This is a genomic window from Seonamhaeicola sp. S2-3 (assembly GCF_001971785.1).
Lineage (GTDB): Bacteria > Bacteroidota > Bacteroidia > Flavobacteriales > Flavobacteriaceae > Seonamhaeicola.
This window is the reverse complement of sequence record NZ_CP019389.1, coordinates 478,133-497,464: the sequence shown is the minus strand read 5'-3', so window position 1 is coordinate 497,464 and position 19,332 is coordinate 478,133. Positions and strand designations below refer to the sequence as shown.

At 31.1% G+C, this 19,332-nt stretch carries 16 protein-coding genes; 9 read left to right on the top strand and 7 right to left on the bottom strand.

Annotated elements, in window-relative coordinates:
• Nucleotides 1-104 precede the first annotated feature (104 nt).
• From BWZ22_RS02445 to BWZ22_RS02435, 3 genes are read left to right on the top strand one after another with little or no spacing between them, the layout of a single operon-like run.
• Nucleotides 105-1,055 (top strand): SDR family oxidoreductase, encoded by a 951-nt coding sequence (locus BWZ22_RS02445; RefSeq protein WP_076697772.1) that lies wholly within the window; start codon nt 105-107, stop codon nt 1,053-1,055.
• Between the two features lie 27 nt (nt 1,056-1,082).
• On the top strand, nt 1,083-1,595 hold the full coding sequence (locus tag BWZ22_RS02440; protein WP_076697771.1) for a hypothetical protein: 513 nt from the start codon (nt 1,083-1,085) through the stop codon (nt 1,593-1,595).
• A 1-nt stretch (nt 1,596) separates the two neighbouring features.
• Nucleotides 1,597-2,508: an AraC family transcriptional regulator gene (locus BWZ22_RS02435; RefSeq protein WP_076697770.1), complete on the top strand. Its 912-nt coding sequence runs from the start codon at nt 1,597-1,599 to the stop codon at nt 2,506-2,508.
• Nucleotides 2,509-2,568: 60 nt separating this feature from the next.
• On the opposite strand, the gene BWZ22_RS02430 is transcribed toward BWZ22_RS02435, so the two are convergent.
• A complete protein-coding gene (locus BWZ22_RS02430) occupies nt 2,569-3,591 on the bottom strand; it encodes a glutamine synthetase beta-grasp domain-containing protein (protein WP_076697769.1) in 1,023 nt (340 codons plus the stop codon).
• Nucleotides 3,592-3,842: 251 nt separating this feature from the next.
• Here BWZ22_RS02430 and BWZ22_RS02425 point away from each other — a divergent pair, with 251 nt between their 5' ends.
• The gene (locus BWZ22_RS02425) at nt 3,843-6,029 is read left to right on the top strand and encodes a glutamine synthetase III (protein WP_076697767.1); all 2,187 of its coding nucleotides are present in this window, start codon (nt 3,843-3,845) and stop codon (nt 6,027-6,029) included.
• A gap of 147 nt (nt 6,030-6,176) precedes the next feature.
• Here the strand turns inward: BWZ22_RS02425 and BWZ22_RS02420 are convergent, their stop codons facing one another.
• From BWZ22_RS02420 to BWZ22_RS02400, 5 genes are all read right to left on the bottom strand, one after another.
• The gene (locus BWZ22_RS02420; protein ID WP_083692156.1) at nt 6,177-6,737 is read right to left on the bottom strand and encodes a YcxB family protein; all 561 of its coding nucleotides are present in this window, start codon (nt 6,735-6,737) and stop codon (nt 6,177-6,179) included.
• 189 nt (nt 6,738-6,926) lie between these two features.
• Nucleotides 6,927-7,586 (bottom strand): hypothetical protein, encoded by a 660-nt coding sequence (locus BWZ22_RS02415; RefSeq protein WP_076697765.1) that lies wholly within the window; start codon nt 7,584-7,586, stop codon nt 6,927-6,929.
• Nucleotides 7,587-7,602: 16 nt separating this feature from the next.
• Nucleotides 7,603-9,009 (bottom strand): hypothetical protein, encoded by a 1,407-nt coding sequence (locus BWZ22_RS02410; protein WP_076697764.1) that lies wholly within the window; start codon nt 9,007-9,009, stop codon nt 7,603-7,605.
• A gap of 22 nt (nt 9,010-9,031) precedes the next feature.
• A complete protein-coding gene (locus BWZ22_RS02405; RefSeq protein ID WP_157607890.1) occupies nt 9,032-9,676 on the bottom strand; it encodes a hypothetical protein in 645 nt (214 codons plus the stop codon).
• A 75-nt stretch (nt 9,677-9,751) separates the two neighbouring features.
• Nucleotides 9,752-10,471 carry a hypothetical protein gene (locus tag BWZ22_RS02400; RefSeq protein WP_076697762.1) on the bottom strand — a complete coding sequence of 240 codons (720 nt, stop codon included), beginning with the start codon at nt 10,469-10,471 and terminating at the stop codon, nt 9,752-9,754.
• 200 nt (nt 10,472-10,671) lie between these two features.
• On the opposite strand from BWZ22_RS02400, the gene BWZ22_RS02395 reads away from it, so the two are divergent.
• The 5 genes from BWZ22_RS02395 to BWZ22_RS02375 all read left to right on the top strand — a co-directional run bounded on the left by BWZ22_RS02395 (nt 10,672) and on the right by BWZ22_RS02375 (nt 18,951).
• Complete coding sequence (locus BWZ22_RS02395) at nt 10,672-11,850, top strand: AIR synthase related protein (protein ID WP_076697761.1); 1,179 nt, start codon at nt 10,672-10,674, stop codon at nt 11,848-11,850.
• A gap of 73 nt (nt 11,851-11,923) precedes the next feature.
• Nucleotides 11,924-12,904: a DUF3078 domain-containing protein gene (locus tag BWZ22_RS02390; RefSeq protein ID WP_076697759.1), complete on the top strand. Its 981-nt coding sequence runs from the start codon at nt 11,924-11,926 to the stop codon at nt 12,902-12,904.
• A gap of 196 nt (nt 12,905-13,100) precedes the next feature.
• Nucleotides 13,101-15,650, top strand: a complete 2,550-nt coding sequence (locus BWZ22_RS02385; RefSeq protein ID WP_076697758.1) for an adenosylcobalamin-dependent ribonucleoside-diphosphate reductase — start codon at nt 13,101-13,103, stop codon at nt 15,648-15,650.
• Nucleotides 15,651-15,853: 203 nt separating this feature from the next.
• Entirely contained in the window at nt 15,854-18,100 is a 2,247-nt protein-coding gene (locus BWZ22_RS02380; RefSeq protein ID WP_232225258.1) for a TonB-dependent receptor domain-containing protein, read from the top strand.
• An 8-nt stretch (nt 18,101-18,108) separates the two neighbouring features.
• Entirely contained in the window at nt 18,109-18,951 is an 843-nt protein-coding gene (locus BWZ22_RS02375) for a DUF4249 family protein (protein ID WP_157607888.1), read from the top strand.
• An 11-nt stretch (nt 18,952-18,962) separates the two neighbouring features.
• Here the strand turns inward: BWZ22_RS02375 and BWZ22_RS02370 are convergent, their stop codons facing one another.
• Nucleotides 18,963-19,181: a hypothetical protein gene (locus BWZ22_RS02370; RefSeq protein WP_157607886.1), complete on the bottom strand. Its 219-nt coding sequence runs from the start codon at nt 19,179-19,181 to the stop codon at nt 18,963-18,965.
• Nucleotides 19,182-19,332 lie beyond the last annotated feature (151 nt).

The window sequence follows — 19,332 nt, the reverse complement described above, 5'->3', positions numbered from 1 at the left end:
AAGCAGAACCAAAAAGTATACAAGATTCGAAAATATGTGTAAGACCTAAGCAGGTTGCCACTACTACCTTTGTATCATAATTTAAAAACTTAAAATATTAGGTTATGAGTACAACTAAATTTGGAAAAAAAGGGTGGACACCCGACAGAATAAAAAACTTAAACGGAAAAACATTTGTAATAACTGGTACAACAAGCGGTACCGGTTTTGAAGCTGCAAAAATTTTGTTAGCAAAGGGAGCTAAAGTGGTGATGCTTAATCGTAATCCAAAAAAATCTAAAGCCACTATAGCAACATTAAAACAAGAACTTGGTAATACAATTGATGTTATAAATATCAGTATGGATTTAGCATCTCAAGCATCAGTAAAAGAAGCCGCCGAAGAAGTGCTTAAAACGGTATCACAAATAGATGCCTTAATGCTAAATGCTGCCATTGCACAAGTGCCTAAACAAACCTTTACAGTCGATGGTGTAGAAAGCCAAATGGGTGTAAACCATTATAGCAATTTTTTATTACAAGCTTTACTTTTTCCTAGAATTGAAGCCTCAAACGGGCGCATTGTAACTGTTGGGAGTATGGGTTATAATTTAGGAATAAAAACCATTCAGTTCGACGATTTAAACTGGGATAAAAACTACAATCCTAACGGTGTTTATAGCCAGAGTAAATTAGCGCAAATAATGACGGCTTACGAACTACAAGATAAATTAAAACAAGCAGGAAAAACCAATGTAAAAACGTATGCTTGTCACCCAGGAGCTTCAAGCACATCATTAATTAAAACCAGTGGTAGTTTATTAACTCGTTTTGTTTGGCAAATTATGAAGTTAACACCTATGGTACAATCTGCAGAAAGAGGCGCATATCCAGAATTAATGTGTGCCACAGAACCAGATTTAGATCAAGCAGGGTTTTACGGGCCAACAGGGAGAAATTACTGGACAGGACCAGTTGGTGAGTGCAAATTAGAACCACACGCTAAAGACAAAGCTGTAATGGAAAAACTTTGGATGGTTTCTGAAGAAGCAGTGGGTATAAAATGGAATGTTTAAATTTAAATAAATCAACACATTAAAACAATGGATATACTTAAAATAGCTACAGATTGGGCAAAAGCCGAAGTATTCTCAACGAGATTCTTCATTATTTTTGCTCTTGGGTTTTTAATCGCAAGTTTAGGATTTTGGCAATTAGGAAAAACCGAAATAGCAAAAGCATATATAATTCCTACTTTAGTGGCAGGCGTTTTACTTTTAACTATTGGGCTTGGGTTATTTTACACCAATAAATCTAGAATTAAACAATTTGAAATAGCATATAATAATAACGCAGTTACCTTTGTAGAAAACGAACTTAAACGCGCCGAAAGCACTTTAAACGAATACAAAACCATTGTTTTTAAAGTCATTCCAATTATTGTTGCTAGTTGTGCCCTAGTTATAATATTTTTAAACACACCTATATGGCGAGCAAGTATGATTACAGCTATTGCTATGCTAACGGTTATTTTATTAATTGATGGTACGGCTCATGGCAGAATAGACAATTATAACAAGCAATTATTATTAGCCAAAAAAGAATTGAAAAATTAATATGCAACATTTTAAAACCCTATCGGCTTATTTAAATTATTTGGAGTTACCAAGATCAGAACACCCAATGTTTAGCGTATTTACGGCATCGGGCGATGGTTTTTTACCTTGCCCAAAAGAAAGTTCGCCACCCATTACAAACGATTGTTATTCCATTAGTTTAAAAAAAATTGTAAAAGGCGATTTAAACTACGGTAGAACTCAATACGATTTCACCAACGGCGCTTTAATTTTTATTGCTCCTAGACAAGTATTACAATGGGATGAAAGCGTGGTTTATAATCAAAAAGGTTTTTCAATTAATTTTCATGAAGATTTTTTAAAAGGAACAGAATTAGCGCATCAAATTAAGAAATATGGTTTTTTTTCGTATTCGGCAAACGAAGCACTTCACCTATCGCCAAAGGAAGAAAAGCAAATAGAATCTATTGTAGAAAATATTGATGTTGAATACCAAAATAATCAAGATCAATTTAGTAAAGACATTATTATTTCGCAATTAAGTACGCTTTTAAAATATGCAAATCGTTTTTACGAAAGGCAGTTTATAAACCGTAAAGAACTTTCAAATAATTTATTAGAGCAGTTTAACGAACAACTATCTATTTATTTTGAATCGGGTGAAATACAAGAAAACGGCATTCCTAGTATAGAACAAATAGCACATAAACTATCGGTTTCACAGCGTTATTTAAGCGATACGCTAAAAAAAGAAACCGGAAAAACCTCAACAGAGCATTTGCAACTTTATTTAATTGATGAAGCTAAGAATATGCTGTTAAATCCTAATAAAACCATTGCTGAAGTTGCTTTTGAATTAGGTTTTGAATATCCGCCATATTTTTCAAGATTATTTAAAAAGAAGGCAGGCATTAGTCCAACCGCTTACCGAGAAAAATATAGAATGAATTAAATTAAAAAAGCGCTTACATTAAAATATAAGCGCTTTTTTTATGAACAAAATCTATATAAATTAAATTTTAGCAGATTTAACAGTTTTAATAATTCTTCCTGCAATCTTGTATGGGTCACCATTAGCAGCTGGTCTTCTATCTTCTAACCAACCTTTCCAACCGCTTTCTACAGTTGCAACAGGAATACGGATTGATGCACCTCTATCAGAAATACCATAAGAGAATTCATCAATAGATTGTGTTTCGTGCTCACCAGTTAAACGTTGGTCGTTAAACTCACCGTAAACAGCAATGTGTTCTTTTACAACAGGACGGAAAGCTTCACAAATAGCTTCGTAAGTTGCTTTATCTCCACAAGTTCTTAATGTAGAGTTAGAGAAGTTGGCATGCATACCAGAACCATTCCAATCCATATCTTTACCTAGTGGTTTTGGGTGGTATTCAATATAGTAACCATATTTTTCAGTTAATCTATCTAATAAATATCTAGCAATCCAAATTTCATCACCAGCTTTTTTGGCACCTTTAGCAAATAATTGGAATTCCCACTGTCCGCAAGCAACCTCTTGGTTAATACCTTCAAAGTTTAAACCTGCTTCAATACATAAATCGGCATGTTCCTCAACTAAATCTCTACCGTGAGTGTTTTTACCTCCAACAGAACAGTAATACATGCCTTGTGGAGCAGGGTATCCACCAACAGGGAAACCTAAAGGCAATTGAGTGTGAGTATCCATTATAAAGTACTCTTGCTCAAAACCAAACCAGAAATCATTATCATCATCATCAATAGTAGCTCTAGCATTAGATTCATGAGGTGTTCCATCTGCGTTTAATACTTCAGTCATAACTAAGTAACCGTTTTTGCGTTCTGGATCAGGGTAAATAGCTACAGGTTTTAAGATACAATCTGAAGATCCACCTTCGGCTTGTCTTGTTGAAGACCCGTCAAAAGACCAATTACCAATTTCTTCTAATGTTCCTTTAAAGTTCTCATGCTCCTCTACTTTGGTTTTACTTCTCATGTTTTGAGTAGGCTTGTAACCATCTAGCCAAATGTACTCTAATTTAATTTTTGCCATAATGAATATTATATTAATGTAATCTAAATGTTATCAGCACAAATATATATTTTTATATAAATACTTCATGTTTTTGAGGGGTATTTTAGTATTTTGCTGTGTTATTTTTATTTATCCCCCATTTTTTTAGGGTATCTATTAAAAAAAGTATAGTTTTTTATATAAATACTGAAAAATTGTTAACACCCTATTTTGTAGTTTAACCACTATAATTATTTTTGTAATCTAAAATAAATTAAACTAATAAGTCAATGCCTACATTACGTTTTCACGCCATAAAAGAATCTCTTATACATAAACCAATTAATGTTGTTGAAACTGAAAAACGCTCTGATATTTTTGGTAAAAATGTGTTTAATATAAATACCATGCGTCAGTATTTAACCAAAGATGCCTTAGATGGTGTTATGAATGCTATTCAACACGGTACAAAAATTAAACGCAATATAGCAGACCAAGTAGCAGCTTCAATGAAAGATTGGGCGTTATCTAAAGGGGTTACGCATTACACACATTGGTTTCAGCCATTAACAGGGGTTACTGCAGAAAAGCACGATGCTTTTTTTGAAACAATTAGTGAAGGTGTTGCTATTGAAAAGTTTGATGGCGGTCAATTAGTACAGCAAGAACCCGATGCTTCAAGTTTTCCAAGTGGAGGTATTAGAAATACGTTTGAAGCTAGAGGCTACACTGCTTGGGATCCAACATCACCTGCATTTATATACGGAACAACGCTTTGTATTCCAACTATTTTTGTAGCGTATACAGGAGAAGCGTTAGATTATAAGACCCCGCTTTTAAGAGCTTTAAATGCTGTTGATACTGCAGCAACCGATGTATGCCGATATTTTGATAAAAATGTAAAAAAAGTATCATCATCATTAGGATGGGAACAAGAGTACTTTTTAATAGATAAACTATTGGCTGCTAGCAGACCAGATATTGCTTTAACAGGGAGAACATTACTAGGCCACTCTTCTGCCAAAGGGCAGCAGCTAGATGATCATTATTTTGGAGCCATACCTAACAGAGCATTAAACTTTATGCGCGATTTAGAAAACGAATGTATGTTGTTAGGGATTCCTGTTAAAACAAGACATAATGAGGTAGCTCCAAACCAATTTGAATTAGCTCCTATTTTTGAAGAAGCTAATTTAGCTGTAGATCATAATGCGCTTTTAATGGATGTTATGGGGCGTGTGGCATCACGTCATAATTTTAAAGTATTATTTCATGAAAAGCCATTTGCAGGAATGAATGGCTCAGGAAAACATAATAACTGGTCTTTATCTACAGACACTGGAGTTAATTTATTGGCGCCAGGAAAAACCCCCATGAGTAATCTTCAATTTTTAACATTTTTTGTTAATACCATAAAAGCGGTACATACTTACGAAGAGTTGTTAAGAGCTTCTGTTGCATCTGCAGGCAATGACCATAGGTTAGGGGCTAATGAGGCGCCACCAGCTATTATTTCTGTGTTTATTGGAGAACAATTAACTAAAGTTTTAAATGAATTAGAAGGGGTTACAAAAGGAAAACTGTCGCCAGAAGAAAAAACAGAATTAAAACTTAATGTAGTTGGTAAAATACCAGATGTGTTATTAGATAATACCGATAGAAACCGTACCTCGCCATTTGCTTTTACAGGTAATAAATTTGAATTTAGAGCAGTAGGGTCTACCACAAATTGTAGTAACCCTATGACGGTTTTAAACACCATAGTAGCCAAACAACTAATAGAGTTTAAAAAAGAAGTAGATAAGCTCATTGATGGTAAAGGGTTGAAAAAAGACGAAGCTGTTTTTAATGTGTTAAGAGAATATATTAAATCATGCAAACCTATTTTATTTGAAGGAAATGGTTATGGTGAAGCTTGGGAAAAGGAAGCAAAAAAACGCGGACTTAGTAATAATAAAACCACACCCGAAGCTCTAAAAATTAAAGTAGCTAAAGAATCAATTGATTTGTTTGAGGAAATGAACGTGTTAAGTGAAATAGAAACCAAAGCACGTTACGAAATTGAGGTTGAAGCCTACATTATGCATATACAGATAGAGGCGAGAGTATTAGGTGATATAGCAAGAAACCATATAGTACCAACAGCGGTTAAGTATCAAAATATTTTGATTGAAAATGTAAAGGGCTTAAAAGAAATTTTTGAAACCGATTTTGAAAAAGTATCCAAAGAACAAATTAATTTAATTAAAGAAATATCAAGCCATATAGAGGCTATAAACACCAAAGTTACCGCCTTAATTAATGAGCGTAAAAAAGCCAATAAGCTAGCCGATATAGAAAAGAAGGCTGCTGCTTATTGTAATCAGGTTAAACCTTTGTTTGAAGATATACGTTACCATTGTGATAAACTAGAATTATTGGTAGATGACGAAATTTGGCCACTAACCAAATACAGAGAAATGTTATTTACAAGGTAGTGAATTTTGAAAGTATATTTTAGCAGTGAGTAGGGGTATTAAACATATAATTTAGCGAATACAAACCGAATAGAAAACCGAGAAAATTTTGGAAAGTAAGTTATAGCTAGAAATGAATTACACGCATTTTTAGATACAGTTCAGTTACTACCATTTCCAATCTAATTCTGTTGAATATAAAATTTTACTTTTGCTAGCTATATTTTTAATCTTAACTCTAAAATCATCCATGTTTTTTATGCTTGATTTAGGAATAATAATATAAGAACCAGCTTTCAATACCATAAAGAAATGACTAGATGTTTCAATAATTTTTTCTAAAGCCGAATAGTTTATTTTAGATATTCCTAAGGCATTTTGAATTTCAATGGTATTTGTTCCAAATAAAAGATTAATTTCTTTTCCGTAATTATTTTTATAAACTTCATTAGTGTGCTTTAATAATTGTTTTTTTTGTATAAATTTAAAAAAGTAAGGAAAGCAAAGTATACCAATAATACAGGTGGGAATGGCTCCTAAATAATGACCCATTTCAATTGTATCGTTAGACACAGATAACCACAGAAAACTAAGAATTAAGATAAAAAACGTAGTAAATACCCATGCTCTTAATCGTTGTTTTTTAGCGTTTTTACTCATGGCATTAGAATACAAAACCTGGTGTAAATAATCTTGTTGATATAGTTTGTATTTCAGATTTATGTCCATGTGTTTCAATTATTTTTAATAGTGTGTTTTATGTGAGTAATTTAGCAGTATGTAACTTTACCCGCTATCCTTTTTAAAAAATATATTAGCAAAGTTATTTACATTTTATAAATTAAATATTTGAGTGATTTTAATATTTAAGAAAGTGATAAAACTTGCAGGTATGGGAGAATAAATGATTGTTTTAACTTATGGCATATCTAAAAAATTTAAATATGCTTTAATGATTTTTTTATATTTTTTTTCAGTCATTAATTTATTCTTTTCTATTTTTTTTCGATAAGTTTCAATAGCAAGTTTTGAAAAGCTAGTTGCCATGTCTATTTCATTCAAGGATATATAAATTTCTTTTAAAAAATTCATATAATTAAATTGGTTATATACCTCATATGTGTTGAATAATTTAACATTACCATGTTTAAAATCTGTAGGTCTAATATGTAAAAAAGGTTCTGGAAAATTATTAAACCGATTAAAAAAAGCTTCGCCATGATTGGTAATAGCTTCCCATAAAAGATGTATTTGATTTTCGTTAAATGCTTTGTTTTCTTTTAACGGCCAATAATATGAAGTATCAGTTACTTTATTAGGTGTTAATGTTACTAAAAATATTTGCTTGTTACTATCCATCAGTTTCTTCGGTGCATTCGAATTTTTGAAATTTGAATAGAGGGATAAATAGCAGTAAAAGTTGTCTTGTTTTACTGATTTCCTTATTTCAATACACTTGACAAGGTTGGAGGTATCGTTTTTATAAAACACAGGGCTAACTCCAGACCAATTTTCAGCTTTAAATTTGTTTTTTAAAAGTTTGTTGACTTCTAAATTAAAAATGACTTGATCGTTCATATCTCGGTAAGCTTTTTTAAAAAACGGGCCAATTAAAATTTTTGTTCTTAGAATCAGATTCCTCTAAAGCATCCACATCTATACCGCTTTCTTTGGCTATTTCATCTAAGGTATCCCAAAGGTATTCCCGTTCGCCAGTTGCAAAAAGGTTTAATTCTTCATCTATTTTGTCGAGGGCATTTACTGTGTCTTGAAAGAAAACTAATTTCTCTTCTGAGGTTTTATCTGAATGCTCTATTAATCGGTCGATTAATTTTTGAATTTGATGGTCTACTTTATTACAGTTTTTTTTGGTATAGGGCTCAGAGAAATCTTCATAACAATGAAATTTAAAACGTTTTTTAATAAAGGCTAAAGGTGAATCGCCAAAATAGGCTTTATATAATGCTAATCCTTCTTCATCTAAATGATTTAGAATATCTTTCCACTTAAATAATGTTTCTAATTTATTTAAAGATTTAAATTTTTTGGTTAATGGCAAATAACCATCTTTACTATTCACATACCATGGTAGTATATTAAGTGTTTCAATGTTTGGTAATTCAGAAATAAAGTTCAGGTTTTCAATAAAATCTATGATAAGCAACTCAATAGACGTAAGCTTGGTTAATTTGCTTAAGCTAGATGCGTTATGTACCTCCTTTACCTTTTTTAGTTTCAGGTGCTCTAAACTCGTGTTTTTTTCAAGTTGAGCACAATCTATACTTGGCATTCCTTCTAAAGTAAGCGATTGTAATTTGTTTAAATTAGCAATGTTCTCTAATCCGTTTATCTTGTTTTTAGAATTTATTTCTAGAACTTTTAGGTTCATATTGCTTGCTTTTGCAAGACTTTCCAGTGTGTTGATATTAGAAGAACCGGTAATTTTTAATTCAATTAGGTTGCTGTTTTCTTCAATGCCTTCCAATGATTCTAATTTGGAACGAGAGATTTCTAAGGCCTTTAAATTATCAAACTCGCTAAATGCTTTTAAGTCTAATTGAGGGTATTCTTCAATAAAAATGGATTGTATATTTTTTAGAGCCGAAAAGTTTTTTGTTTCGTTAGACCAACTATAACGTAATGTTTCCAACTGTGGGAACTGGCTAAAATCTAAAGCGCCTTTTGGTTCATATCCAGGATAAAAGGTTACCCAAAGACTCTTTAAATTGTTTAATGCGTTCAATGGGGTTAATTCCATGTTTTCTGAAGCACTTACGCGTATATTTTCTAAATCAGCAAAAAGAGGGTCGCTAAGAAATTGACATGGGATATTTTCAATGTATATAAGTTTAGGTTTTAAGATTTCATAGGCTTTGATACATAAATCAACACTGTGCTCTTCAAAAAATATAACAGGGTTTTTCTTAATATCATCTATTCTTACATATTCAAATTCTTTCCCTAAAATTTTTATTTTATCTGCGTTATTCTTTTTAGGCATATTACTTCAATTAAAATAGTTCTTAAAAGTTTTGGGTTACTAACTCTAGGTTTTCAGAATCAAACAAATAATTAAAATTACCGTTTTTTAATGCTATATTATTTATTTGAAAATCTGGAGATGTTATACGATATACTGCAATTTTTTGGTTAATACCTTTAGATGACCAATTCTTAAGTGGTTGTTTTATGGTATTGTTAAAGTCCCAAACAAATAAACCTAGTGGCGTTTTTTCTATGGTTCCAAATTCGTTAAAAAATACTTCGCCTTTCTTTGTTAAAGTACTTCTAAACACAATATCATCTGTTTTAATACGGTGTTTTACTAGTTTCACTTTTTTAACTTTAACAATTATTAGCTCATTTAAAGCAAGACTTTTAAAAGCTTTTGAAGTAGAATCCTGATAACTTCCCATTGCTAGTTCGTAGGTTGTTTTGTTAAGAGTAAATTTTGTGTTTTGAATTCTACCTGTGCTCCAAGTAATTTCAAAGCTATCTTGTTTACTAGTTATTGTGAAATAGAAAGTTTGTCTTTCCCATTTTGCATTGTTTGGTCCTTGTATTTTTTGATGTTTTGTGTTTTGAATGGTGAAATCAGGAAAATTTAGTTTTCTATTTAATCCAAAACATACCACCTCGTTGTATTTGTTTGTCTTTAGATTATTCATTATTTTATTGTTTCCAGCCACAATACACGACCTACTTATCGTGGAAATATAAAAAATTAAAGAAGCTTATTTTAGTTAATCGCGAGCCAAATTTTTGATTACATTTCCATTTTCATCAAGTATCTCAATTCTAGGGTTATTTTGTTTATCTACATATATTTTTAGTCGGTCTAATCCCATTTGGTCTTGAATAAAAACACCTGCTTGTTCATCCATTGTTTTGCCAATAAACATTCTTTCTGCACTAATTGGATTTCCTTTTTTAGACTTTTTTATTTTGTTAATAGCTTGTGGCATTGTCAAGCCTGTTTTTTGTAGCGAATCAATTTTTTTTGCAATAATAGGCATTGTGTAGTTTTCATCCTTATCCCAAAATTGAATACCGTATCGTGATTTTCCATCATTATTTTTTAAATATCGCATTTGCATTATTTGGTCTGTTTTGTATTGATCAACAGACAGAATCCAACTAGAACCGTCTTTTTTGTTTCCTTGATATAGCAAACCTCCAACTTCGTCTTGTTCTTCATTAAAGAAGATGATTCCTGCTGGTCTTTCTCGTTTTCCAAATAATAATTTCCCGTCAAACATTCCTGAATGTTGTTTGGATTTATTACTTATAACCATTTTTAAATCACCGTTAGGTTCTACAATGTTTATTCTTTCAACTGTAATCTCATCTAATTTTTCTGTTTTTGAATTTGTTTTAAATGATGTAAAAATTACAAAGGCTAAAACAGCTGTTAAGGTTAAAGAATATATTTTTAGTATAAAGTTTTCTTTGTTTTTGTTCATGTTATGAAGTTTTTTTTGAAATTGTGAAAAACTTAAGAATATATGTTGTTTTTAATGACTTATATTCAATGAAAAACGAAAGTAGTAGAAAATTTTATAAAATCAAGTAAGTTGTATGGTTGAAAAACTGTTAGTAAAACAAGATTAAAACCTATATAATTTTACTTTAAACAATTACCTTTGCACCACATTATATTATTATGAGTCAAGAAGTTTCTAAGCGCTACGCACAACGTGGGGTTTCGGCATCAAAAGAAGATGTTCACAACGCTATAAAAAATATTGATAAGGGTCTGTTTCCAAAAGCCTTTTGTAAAATAGTACCAGATTACTTAGCTAATGATGATGATTATTGTTTAATTATGCATGCCGATGGTGCAGGAACAAAATCATCTTTAGCTTATATGTACTGGAAAGAAACTGGAGATGTATCAGTTTGGAAAGGCATTGCTCAAGATGCACTTATAATGAATATAGATGATTTGCTATGTGTAGGTGCTACAGATAACATTATGCTGTCATCTACTATAGGAAGAAACAAAAACTTAATACCTGGAGAGGTAATTTCGGCTATTATAAACGGAACCGAAGAGTTATTGGAAGATTTACAATCGTTTGGGGTTACCATTCATTCTACTGGAGGAGAAACAGCCGATGTTGGAGATTTGGTAAGAACCATTATTGTAGATTCTACCGTAACCGCAAGAATGAAACGTATTGATGTTATTGATAACGCAAACATAAAACCTGGCGATGTTATTGTTGGTTTAGCTTCTTACGGGCAAGCTACCTATGAGAAAGAATATAATGGCGGTATGGGAAGTAATGGTTTAACTTCTGCGCGTCATGACGTGTTTAATAAATATTTAGCTGAAAAATTCCCAGAGAGTTTTGATGCTTCAGTGCCCGAAGATTTAGTGTATTCTGGTAATGTAAAATTAACTGATGCTGTTAAAGATTCGCCTATAGATGCCGGTAAACTGGTATTGTCTCCAACAAGAACCTATGCGCCAATAATAAAGCAAATACTCTCTAAATATAATAGTAATACTATTCACGGAATGGTACATTGCTCAGGTGGAGCACAAACAAAAATTCTTCATTTTATAGATGAAAATCATGTGGTGAAAGATAATTTATTTCCAATACCACCGCTTTTTAAATTAATTCAAGAGCAATCAAAAACCGATTGGAAAGAAATGTACCAAGTATTTAACTGTGGGCATAGAATGGAGTTGTATGTAACTCCAGAAATTGCAAATGATATTATTGAAATATCAAAATCGTTTAACGTTGATGCTCAGGTGATTGGTAGAGTGGAAGCATCAAAAGAAAAGAAGCTCACAATAAAAAGTGAGTTTGGAGAGTTTAGCTATTAGAATTTTTCCATTTATAGTTAAAATGGAATGATTGTTGATAAGAAAATAATTTATATTAACCCAACAAATAACCATGCGATACATTTTATTTGCTCTAGTGTGCCTCTCATTTCAATTTTCTAATGCGCAACCAGATTCTCTCTATTTAAAAGAAAAAAAGCAAAAGTCAAATGATGATGATATACCTAATCCGCAATGGGTTAAAAAAAATAAGGCTTCAATAGATTTAAGTGAAGTTGCTTTTGTGAATTGGAATTCTGGAGGAGCTAACTCTATTTCAGGGCTTATTGGTTTCCAGTCCTCAAGAAATTATTCAGATAAATATTTTTCTTGGAGAAATGATATTAAAATGCGTTATGGTGTTAATAAACAAGAATCTAGAGAATTAAGAAAAACAGATGATTTAATAGAGATAAATTCAAATTTAGGATATAAGCCAGATAGCTTGTCTAATTGGTATTATTCTGCAAGACTTAATTTTAGAACCCAATTAGCTAATGGTTATAAATATCCAAATACAGATGATCCTATTTCTAGGTTGATGGCACCTGGTTATTTGTTTTTTGGAGGCGGAATGGAATATGGTAAACGTATTGATAAATTATCTCTTTATTTTTCACCATTAACATTAAAGGCAACATTTGTTTTAGACCAAGATTTAGCAGATGCAGGTTCATTTGGTGTAGATCCTGCGGTTTTAGATGATGAAGGAAATGTAATTGTTTCAGGTAAGAAAATTAGAAAAGAGTTAGGTATTTTGGTTACTAATAGTTATGAAATGAAGGTGGCTGAAAACATAAACATGCAACATAAAGTAAATCTTTATACAGACTACATAAACAATTTTGGTAATGTAGATTTAGACTGGAGTCTAGATTTTGATTTTAAAGTAAACAACTATGTACGCGCTAAGTTTGGCTCACATATTAGATATGATGATGATGTTAAAACTACTAAAGAAACTGATGCTGATGGTGATGGTGAGTTTGATGAAGCCGGAGCAAAAGTTCAATGGAAACAGTTTTTAGGTGTTGGTTTTGCTGTAGATTTTTAAAAAATAATTATTTTATTTTTTTTAAAAATTTGTTAACTTTTTTATGTTAATAAATTTTTAAAATACTTAAAAACAGTTAGTTAGTTTGTTTTTCTTGTTAACTTTATGATTTGTGTCATGTTTTAAATTGTAAAGATTGAGTATATTCGTAATACGAATTTATTAATCTATATTTGAACTAAATCTTTACTAATCAATGAAACAAAACCTTACCAAAACGCTACCAAAAACCTATACCCAAGACCAAGCCTTTAACGCCTCTCTAGAATATTTTAAAAATGATGATTTAGCTGCACGCGTTTGGCTTAATAAATATGCCTTAAAAGATTCTGAAGGTAATATTTATGAACTTACTCCTAACGATATGCACCGTCGTATTGCAAAAGAGATTGCACGTGTTGAAAAAAAATATAAAAACCCTTTAAGTGAAGATGAGGTTTTTGATTTAATTAAAGACTTTAAATACATTGTCCCTCAAGGAAGTCCTATGGCGGGTATTGGTAACCCATATCAAATAGCATCTTTGTCAAATTGTTTTGTTATTGGTAACTCTGGAGATTCAGACTCTTACGGGGGTATCATGAAAATAGACCAAGAGCAAGTACAACTTATGAAACGCCGTGGAGGTGTTGGTCATGATTTATCGCACATTCGTCCAAAAGGTTCTGGAGTAAAAAATTCAGCATTAACATCTACTGGTATTGTGCCATTTATGGAGCGCTATTCAAACTCAACTAGAGAAGTTGCTCAAGATGGTCGTCGCGGGGCTTTAATGCTTTCAGTATCTATTAATCATCCAGATTCTGAAGATTTTATCAATGCAAAATTAGAACAAGGAAAAGTAACAGGTGCAAATGTATCTGTTAGAATTGATGATGAGTTTATGAAAGCCGTGAAAAATGGTACAGAGTATACTCAAAAATATCCTATTTTTAGTTCAAACCCTAAGGTTTCAAAAATTATTCAAGCAAAAGATTTATGGGCTAAAATTGTACATAATGCATGGAAATCGGCAGAACCAGGAATTTTATTTTGGGATACTATAATTAATGAATCGGTACCAGATTGTTATGCCGATTTAGGGTATAAAACCGTGTCTACAAATCCTTGTGGAGAAATCCCCTTGTGTCCTTATGATTCTTGTAGGTTATTGGCTATTAATCTGTTTTCTTACGTTGAAAACCCATTTACAGATAAGGCGTCTTTCAATTTCGATTTATTTAAAAAGCATATTGCTTATGCGCAAAGAATAATGGATGATATTATAGATTTAGAACTTGAAAAAATTGATGCTATTCTTGAAAAAATTGATTCAGACCCAGAACTTGATGAAGTTAAATCTGTAGAGCGTAATTTGTGGATAAACATAAAAAGAAAAGCAGAAGAGGGCAGAAGAACTGGTATTGGTATTACTGCAGAAGGCGATATGTTGGCTGCTTTAGGAATACAATATGGTAGTGAAGATGGTAATGCATTTTCTTTAGAAGTACATAAAACTATTGCTGTAGAAGCTTATAGAGCATCGGTACATTTGGCTAAAGAACGTGGTGCTTTTGCTATTTTTGATGCAGACCGAGAAAAAAATAATCCGTTTATAAATAGATTGAAAGAAGCCGATAGTAAATTGTACTATGAAATGTTAGAGTATGGCAGACGCAATATTGCACTTTTAACCATTGCTCCAACAGGTACTACTAGTTTAATGACTCAAACTACCTCAGGGATTGAACCTGTGTTTTTACCTGTTTATAAACGTAGAAGAAAGGTAAACCCTAATGATAAAGATGTGCGTGTAGATTTTGTTGATGAGGTAGGAGATTCATGGGAAGAGTACGTGGTTTTTCATCATCGTTTTAAACAATGGATGGAAGTAAATGGTATTGATACCAATAAAAATTTCACCCAAGAAGAATTAGATGAATTGGTAAAAAAATCACCTTATTACGGAGCAACATCTAATGATGTAGATTGGTTGAGCAAAGTGAGTATGCAAGGAGCTATTCAAAAATGGGTAGACCACTCTATAAGTGTAACCATTAATTTACCAAGTGATGTTTCTGAAGATTTAGTAGGAGAACTTTATTTAAAAGCATGGGACGCAGGATGTAAAGGTGTTACTGTTTATAGAGATGGATCACGTTCTGGAGTGTTAATTTCAAATGAAGAAAAAAAGGAGGAAGAAAACACCTTAACTACATTTCCAATAAAACGCCCACAAGTATTAAAAGCCGATGTAGTACGTTTTCAAAATAACAAAGAAAAGTGGATTGCTTTTATAGGGTTAATAGAAGGTAATCCGTATGAGATTTTTACCGGATTAGTTGATGATGAAGACGGTATTTTAATTCCGCGTTGGGTAAATGATGGTCTTATTATTAAAAATAAAAATGAAGATGGTACTACCCGATATGATTTTCAATATAAAGACAAACGAGGTTATAAAATAACTATTGAAGGCTTATCGCATAAATTTAATCCAGAATTCTGGAATTATGCTAAGCTCATATCTAGTACTTTACGCCACGGTATGCCCATTGAAAAAATTGTTGATTTAATTAACAGTTTACAATTAGATACAGAATCTATAAACACTTGGAAAAATGGTGTAGGTAGAGCTTTAAAACGTTATGTAGCAGATGGTACCAAAGCAAAAGGGCAAACATGTTCTAATTGTAATTCAACCAACTTAATTTATCAAGAGGGATGTTTAACTTGTCAAGATTGTGGTTCCTCTAAATGTGGTTAAAATTAAATGAAAGTAGTTATGAAAGGAAGTTATTTTAGCTTCCTTTTTTTGTTTACTGTGTATTAGAATACTTAAAAAAATAATAGGCTTCTTTGTTAGAATTAGTAATAGTATTTACTTTAGCTAACTTATTTTAATAACCTAAAGTGTATTAAGGTTTCATGTTTTTTTATGTCCCAAAATTAAACAGAGGTTTGTTGCTAGTGTTTATATGTATGCTATTATATGGTGATGTATTATTAGCGCAAATTTCGGTAACTGCTTCAGTAAAAAATATAGAAAACAACTTGCCAGTAGCAGATGTTTCTGTACAGGTTTTAAACACAGACAAAGGGGTTTATACTAATAAGGTAGGAATATTTAGTTTTGAAAATATAAATGCCAATGCTATTTTAAAATTTTCAAAAATTGGGTTTCAATCATATTCTATAGCAGTTAAAAATTTAGATGACATTGTGTATTTAACGCCCAAAGTTAGTGTTTTAGAAGAGGTAGTTTTAAGAAGTTTTTCAAGTAGTCAAATAAAAAAGGTAGTGCCAGACCAAGTGTACCTATCTCAAAAGGATATTGAAAAAATGCCCTTTATTTTAGGGGAAAAAGATGTTATAAAATTAATACAATACACACCAGGCGTACAACAGGCAACTGAAGGGCAATCTGGTTTATTAGTAAGGGGCGGAAATGCTAGTATGAATTTAACACTTATAGATAATATTTATTTACATAATACAGCACATTTAGGAGGTTTGTTTTCAGCTGTAAATTCTGATTTTGTTAATTCGCTAGAATTTTCAAAAGCGGGGTTTGATGCTTCTTACGGAGGAAGACTAGCTTCAATAACAGATATTAAAACATTAAAAATACCAGATTCAACTAATTACAATGGTAGTTTAGGGTTATTGTCTTCAAAATTAACAGGCAATATAAAGCTTAATGAAAATAATGGTTTATTACTTTCGGGAAGAAGAACTTATTTAGAAATTTTTAAACCTTTTTTTAGTAATAACAATACTATTTTAGGAAATGATAAAAATTATTTTTTATATGATTTTTTAGGAAAACATACGGCTAAACTTTCAGATAAAGACCATTTAGAGACTACTTTTTATACAACAAAAGATAATTTTAAAGATCAAACTAAAGGGAGAAACAGAAATTTAAACTGGGGTAATGTTTTATTTGGTAGCACTTATACACATAAGTTTTCTAGTGTTTTAAGTTCAAAAACAACTATATCAAACAGTTATTATAGTTTTATGTTTTCAGATGACGAGTTTCCTTTTAATTATAGTGCCAAAAGTACATTTAATGTATTAGGTGTAAATCATTATTTTTTATGGAAAAAACTAAATTACCTTTTTAAAATAGGAACTGCGTATAACAATACAAATATTTTACCAAAAAAAGTTAACGCTTTAGTTGATGAATTTCCTGTAAGTATTCAAAATCAAGAAACTTATAATTACGACACATTTAGTGTGTTTACAGATTTAGAAACACAGTTGTCAAAAAGAATAGAAGCAAAAATAGGTTTAAGGCTTTCTTCTTTTTTTGCTAAGCAAAATAGTTTAATAAGTGCATATCACTTTTATAGTGCAGAACCACGGGTTAGTATAAAATATCAATCTAAAAAAAATCAAGCTTTTAAGTTAAGTTACCAAAGGTTAAATCAATTTGTACATCAAGCTTCAATAAGTTCGTTTAGTTTACCTGCAGATTTTTTCATTATTAGTACTGATAAAATTAAACCTCAGTTGTCAAATCAATATAGTTTGGGGTATAGCTATGAAACTAACGGTTTACAACTAAATAGTGCGGTATATTATAAGCATGTTACAAATTATACAGAGTTTGAAAATGGTTCTGTTAACAATTTATTTTCAAATAATATATATGATGATGTTTTAGTAGGTAAATTTAAATCATGCGGTTTAGAGTTGAGTGTAAACCAAAAAGTAAACAAGTTAACTTTACAAGGGGCTTTGACGCTATCAAAAACAGTAGCTAAGTTTAATGAAATAAATGAAGGGAAGTATTTTGCAGCAACTTTTGATAGACCTATAAACATTAATAGTATTGCTCATTACAAATTAAATAACCGGATAGAGTTTGGTGCATTGTTTATATTTACTAGTGGGCAAAACTACACAAAACCTGCAGATATTAGGGTTGTAAACCAACGACCTATAATTAATTTTGAAGCTAAAAATGCCTCCAGATTTCCAAGTTATCATAGGTTGGATGTGTCCTGTACTTATTCTTTTAAGAAAAAAGGAAGATGGAATTCTAAAATAAATTTAACCCTTTATAATATTTACAATAATAATAATCCGTTTCAAATTTCTTATAGTACCGATGATGATGTTAAAGATGCTTTTATAGAAATTAAAGAGGAAAAAGATGGCTTATTTCCATTTTTGCCAACGGTTAATTGGTTGTTTTCATTTTAATTAATTTTATGAAAAAATTACTGCTTTTAAGTTTTGTGTTTTGTACAATGTCTTGCGTTACAGATACTGATATCTTACAAGATAAATTAACCATTGAAGGACAAATTAATGAAGGTGAATTTGCTAAGGTTTATTTAACTAATAGTCTACCTTTTAAAGGGATTATAGATTCTTTAGAGGTAGCAAAATCAATAGAATCAAAAGCAAAAGTAGAACTTTTTGATGGTGAAACATCAGAAATTTTAACTTTAAAGAGAGATAATAGTTATTTTCCGTTTTTATATTACCGAAGCAATCAAATTAAAGGTGAGTTAGGTAAAAATTACAAGTTAAAAGTAACCATTAGAGGAGATGAGTTTAATGCTCAAACAAGTTTGCCTGAGTTACCAAATGTTTTAAATATTGAATTTTTAGATGCTATAAGAGATGGTGAGTTAGTGTCTGGGTTTAAGGATTTAAGATTAGTGCTAAAGAACACCAACCCACAAATACCTAAGTACTTTAAGTTGCTAATAAAGAACGAAGAAGACACTATGTTTGAGTATGCCGATCCATTTATTTTTAATACCGAAAATATTTTTACAGATACATTTCCTATTATCATGCACCATAAGACTTATATGAATAACGAACGTGATGATATATTAAAATCAGGTGTTGTAACAGATTTAGAAGTGGTTGCTATAACAAAAGAACAGTATGATTTCTGGTTATCAGTTAAGGGTGATGTTACTATGCCCATTGAAAATGCTTCATTCTCTACAGTTGTTAAAAGCAATATTAGTAATGGGGCTTTTGGGTATTGGTCAGGTGAAAACAAAGCTGTTTTTAGGTTTCAAGTACCAGAGTAAAAAGAGATTATCTAAAAAGTAATTTTTAGGTGATTTTTTTCAGAATAGATTTTGTTTAGTTTTTGATTTAAGAAAAGGCTTGTTCTGTTTTCTTGAGGAATAAATATTGTGTAAATAGCTATAAATAAATGTCTTGAGTGAATTTGTAGATGATAACTAAAGGTGCCACCGTCTTTGTAGCTTGCTTCTAAAGCGTAATATCTAAAATGGTCAATAATTGTATTTACCATTTGAACAGGGTGATGCTTTAGGACTAAATCATCATAGCTTGGGGACAACAAACAAAACTGGTCTTAGTTATAGGGCTTGAAAACTACTTTTTTACGCATTCTTAAAGTTAAAAAAAATAGCTAAAAAAAATGTAAAAATAAAGGCTGCCTT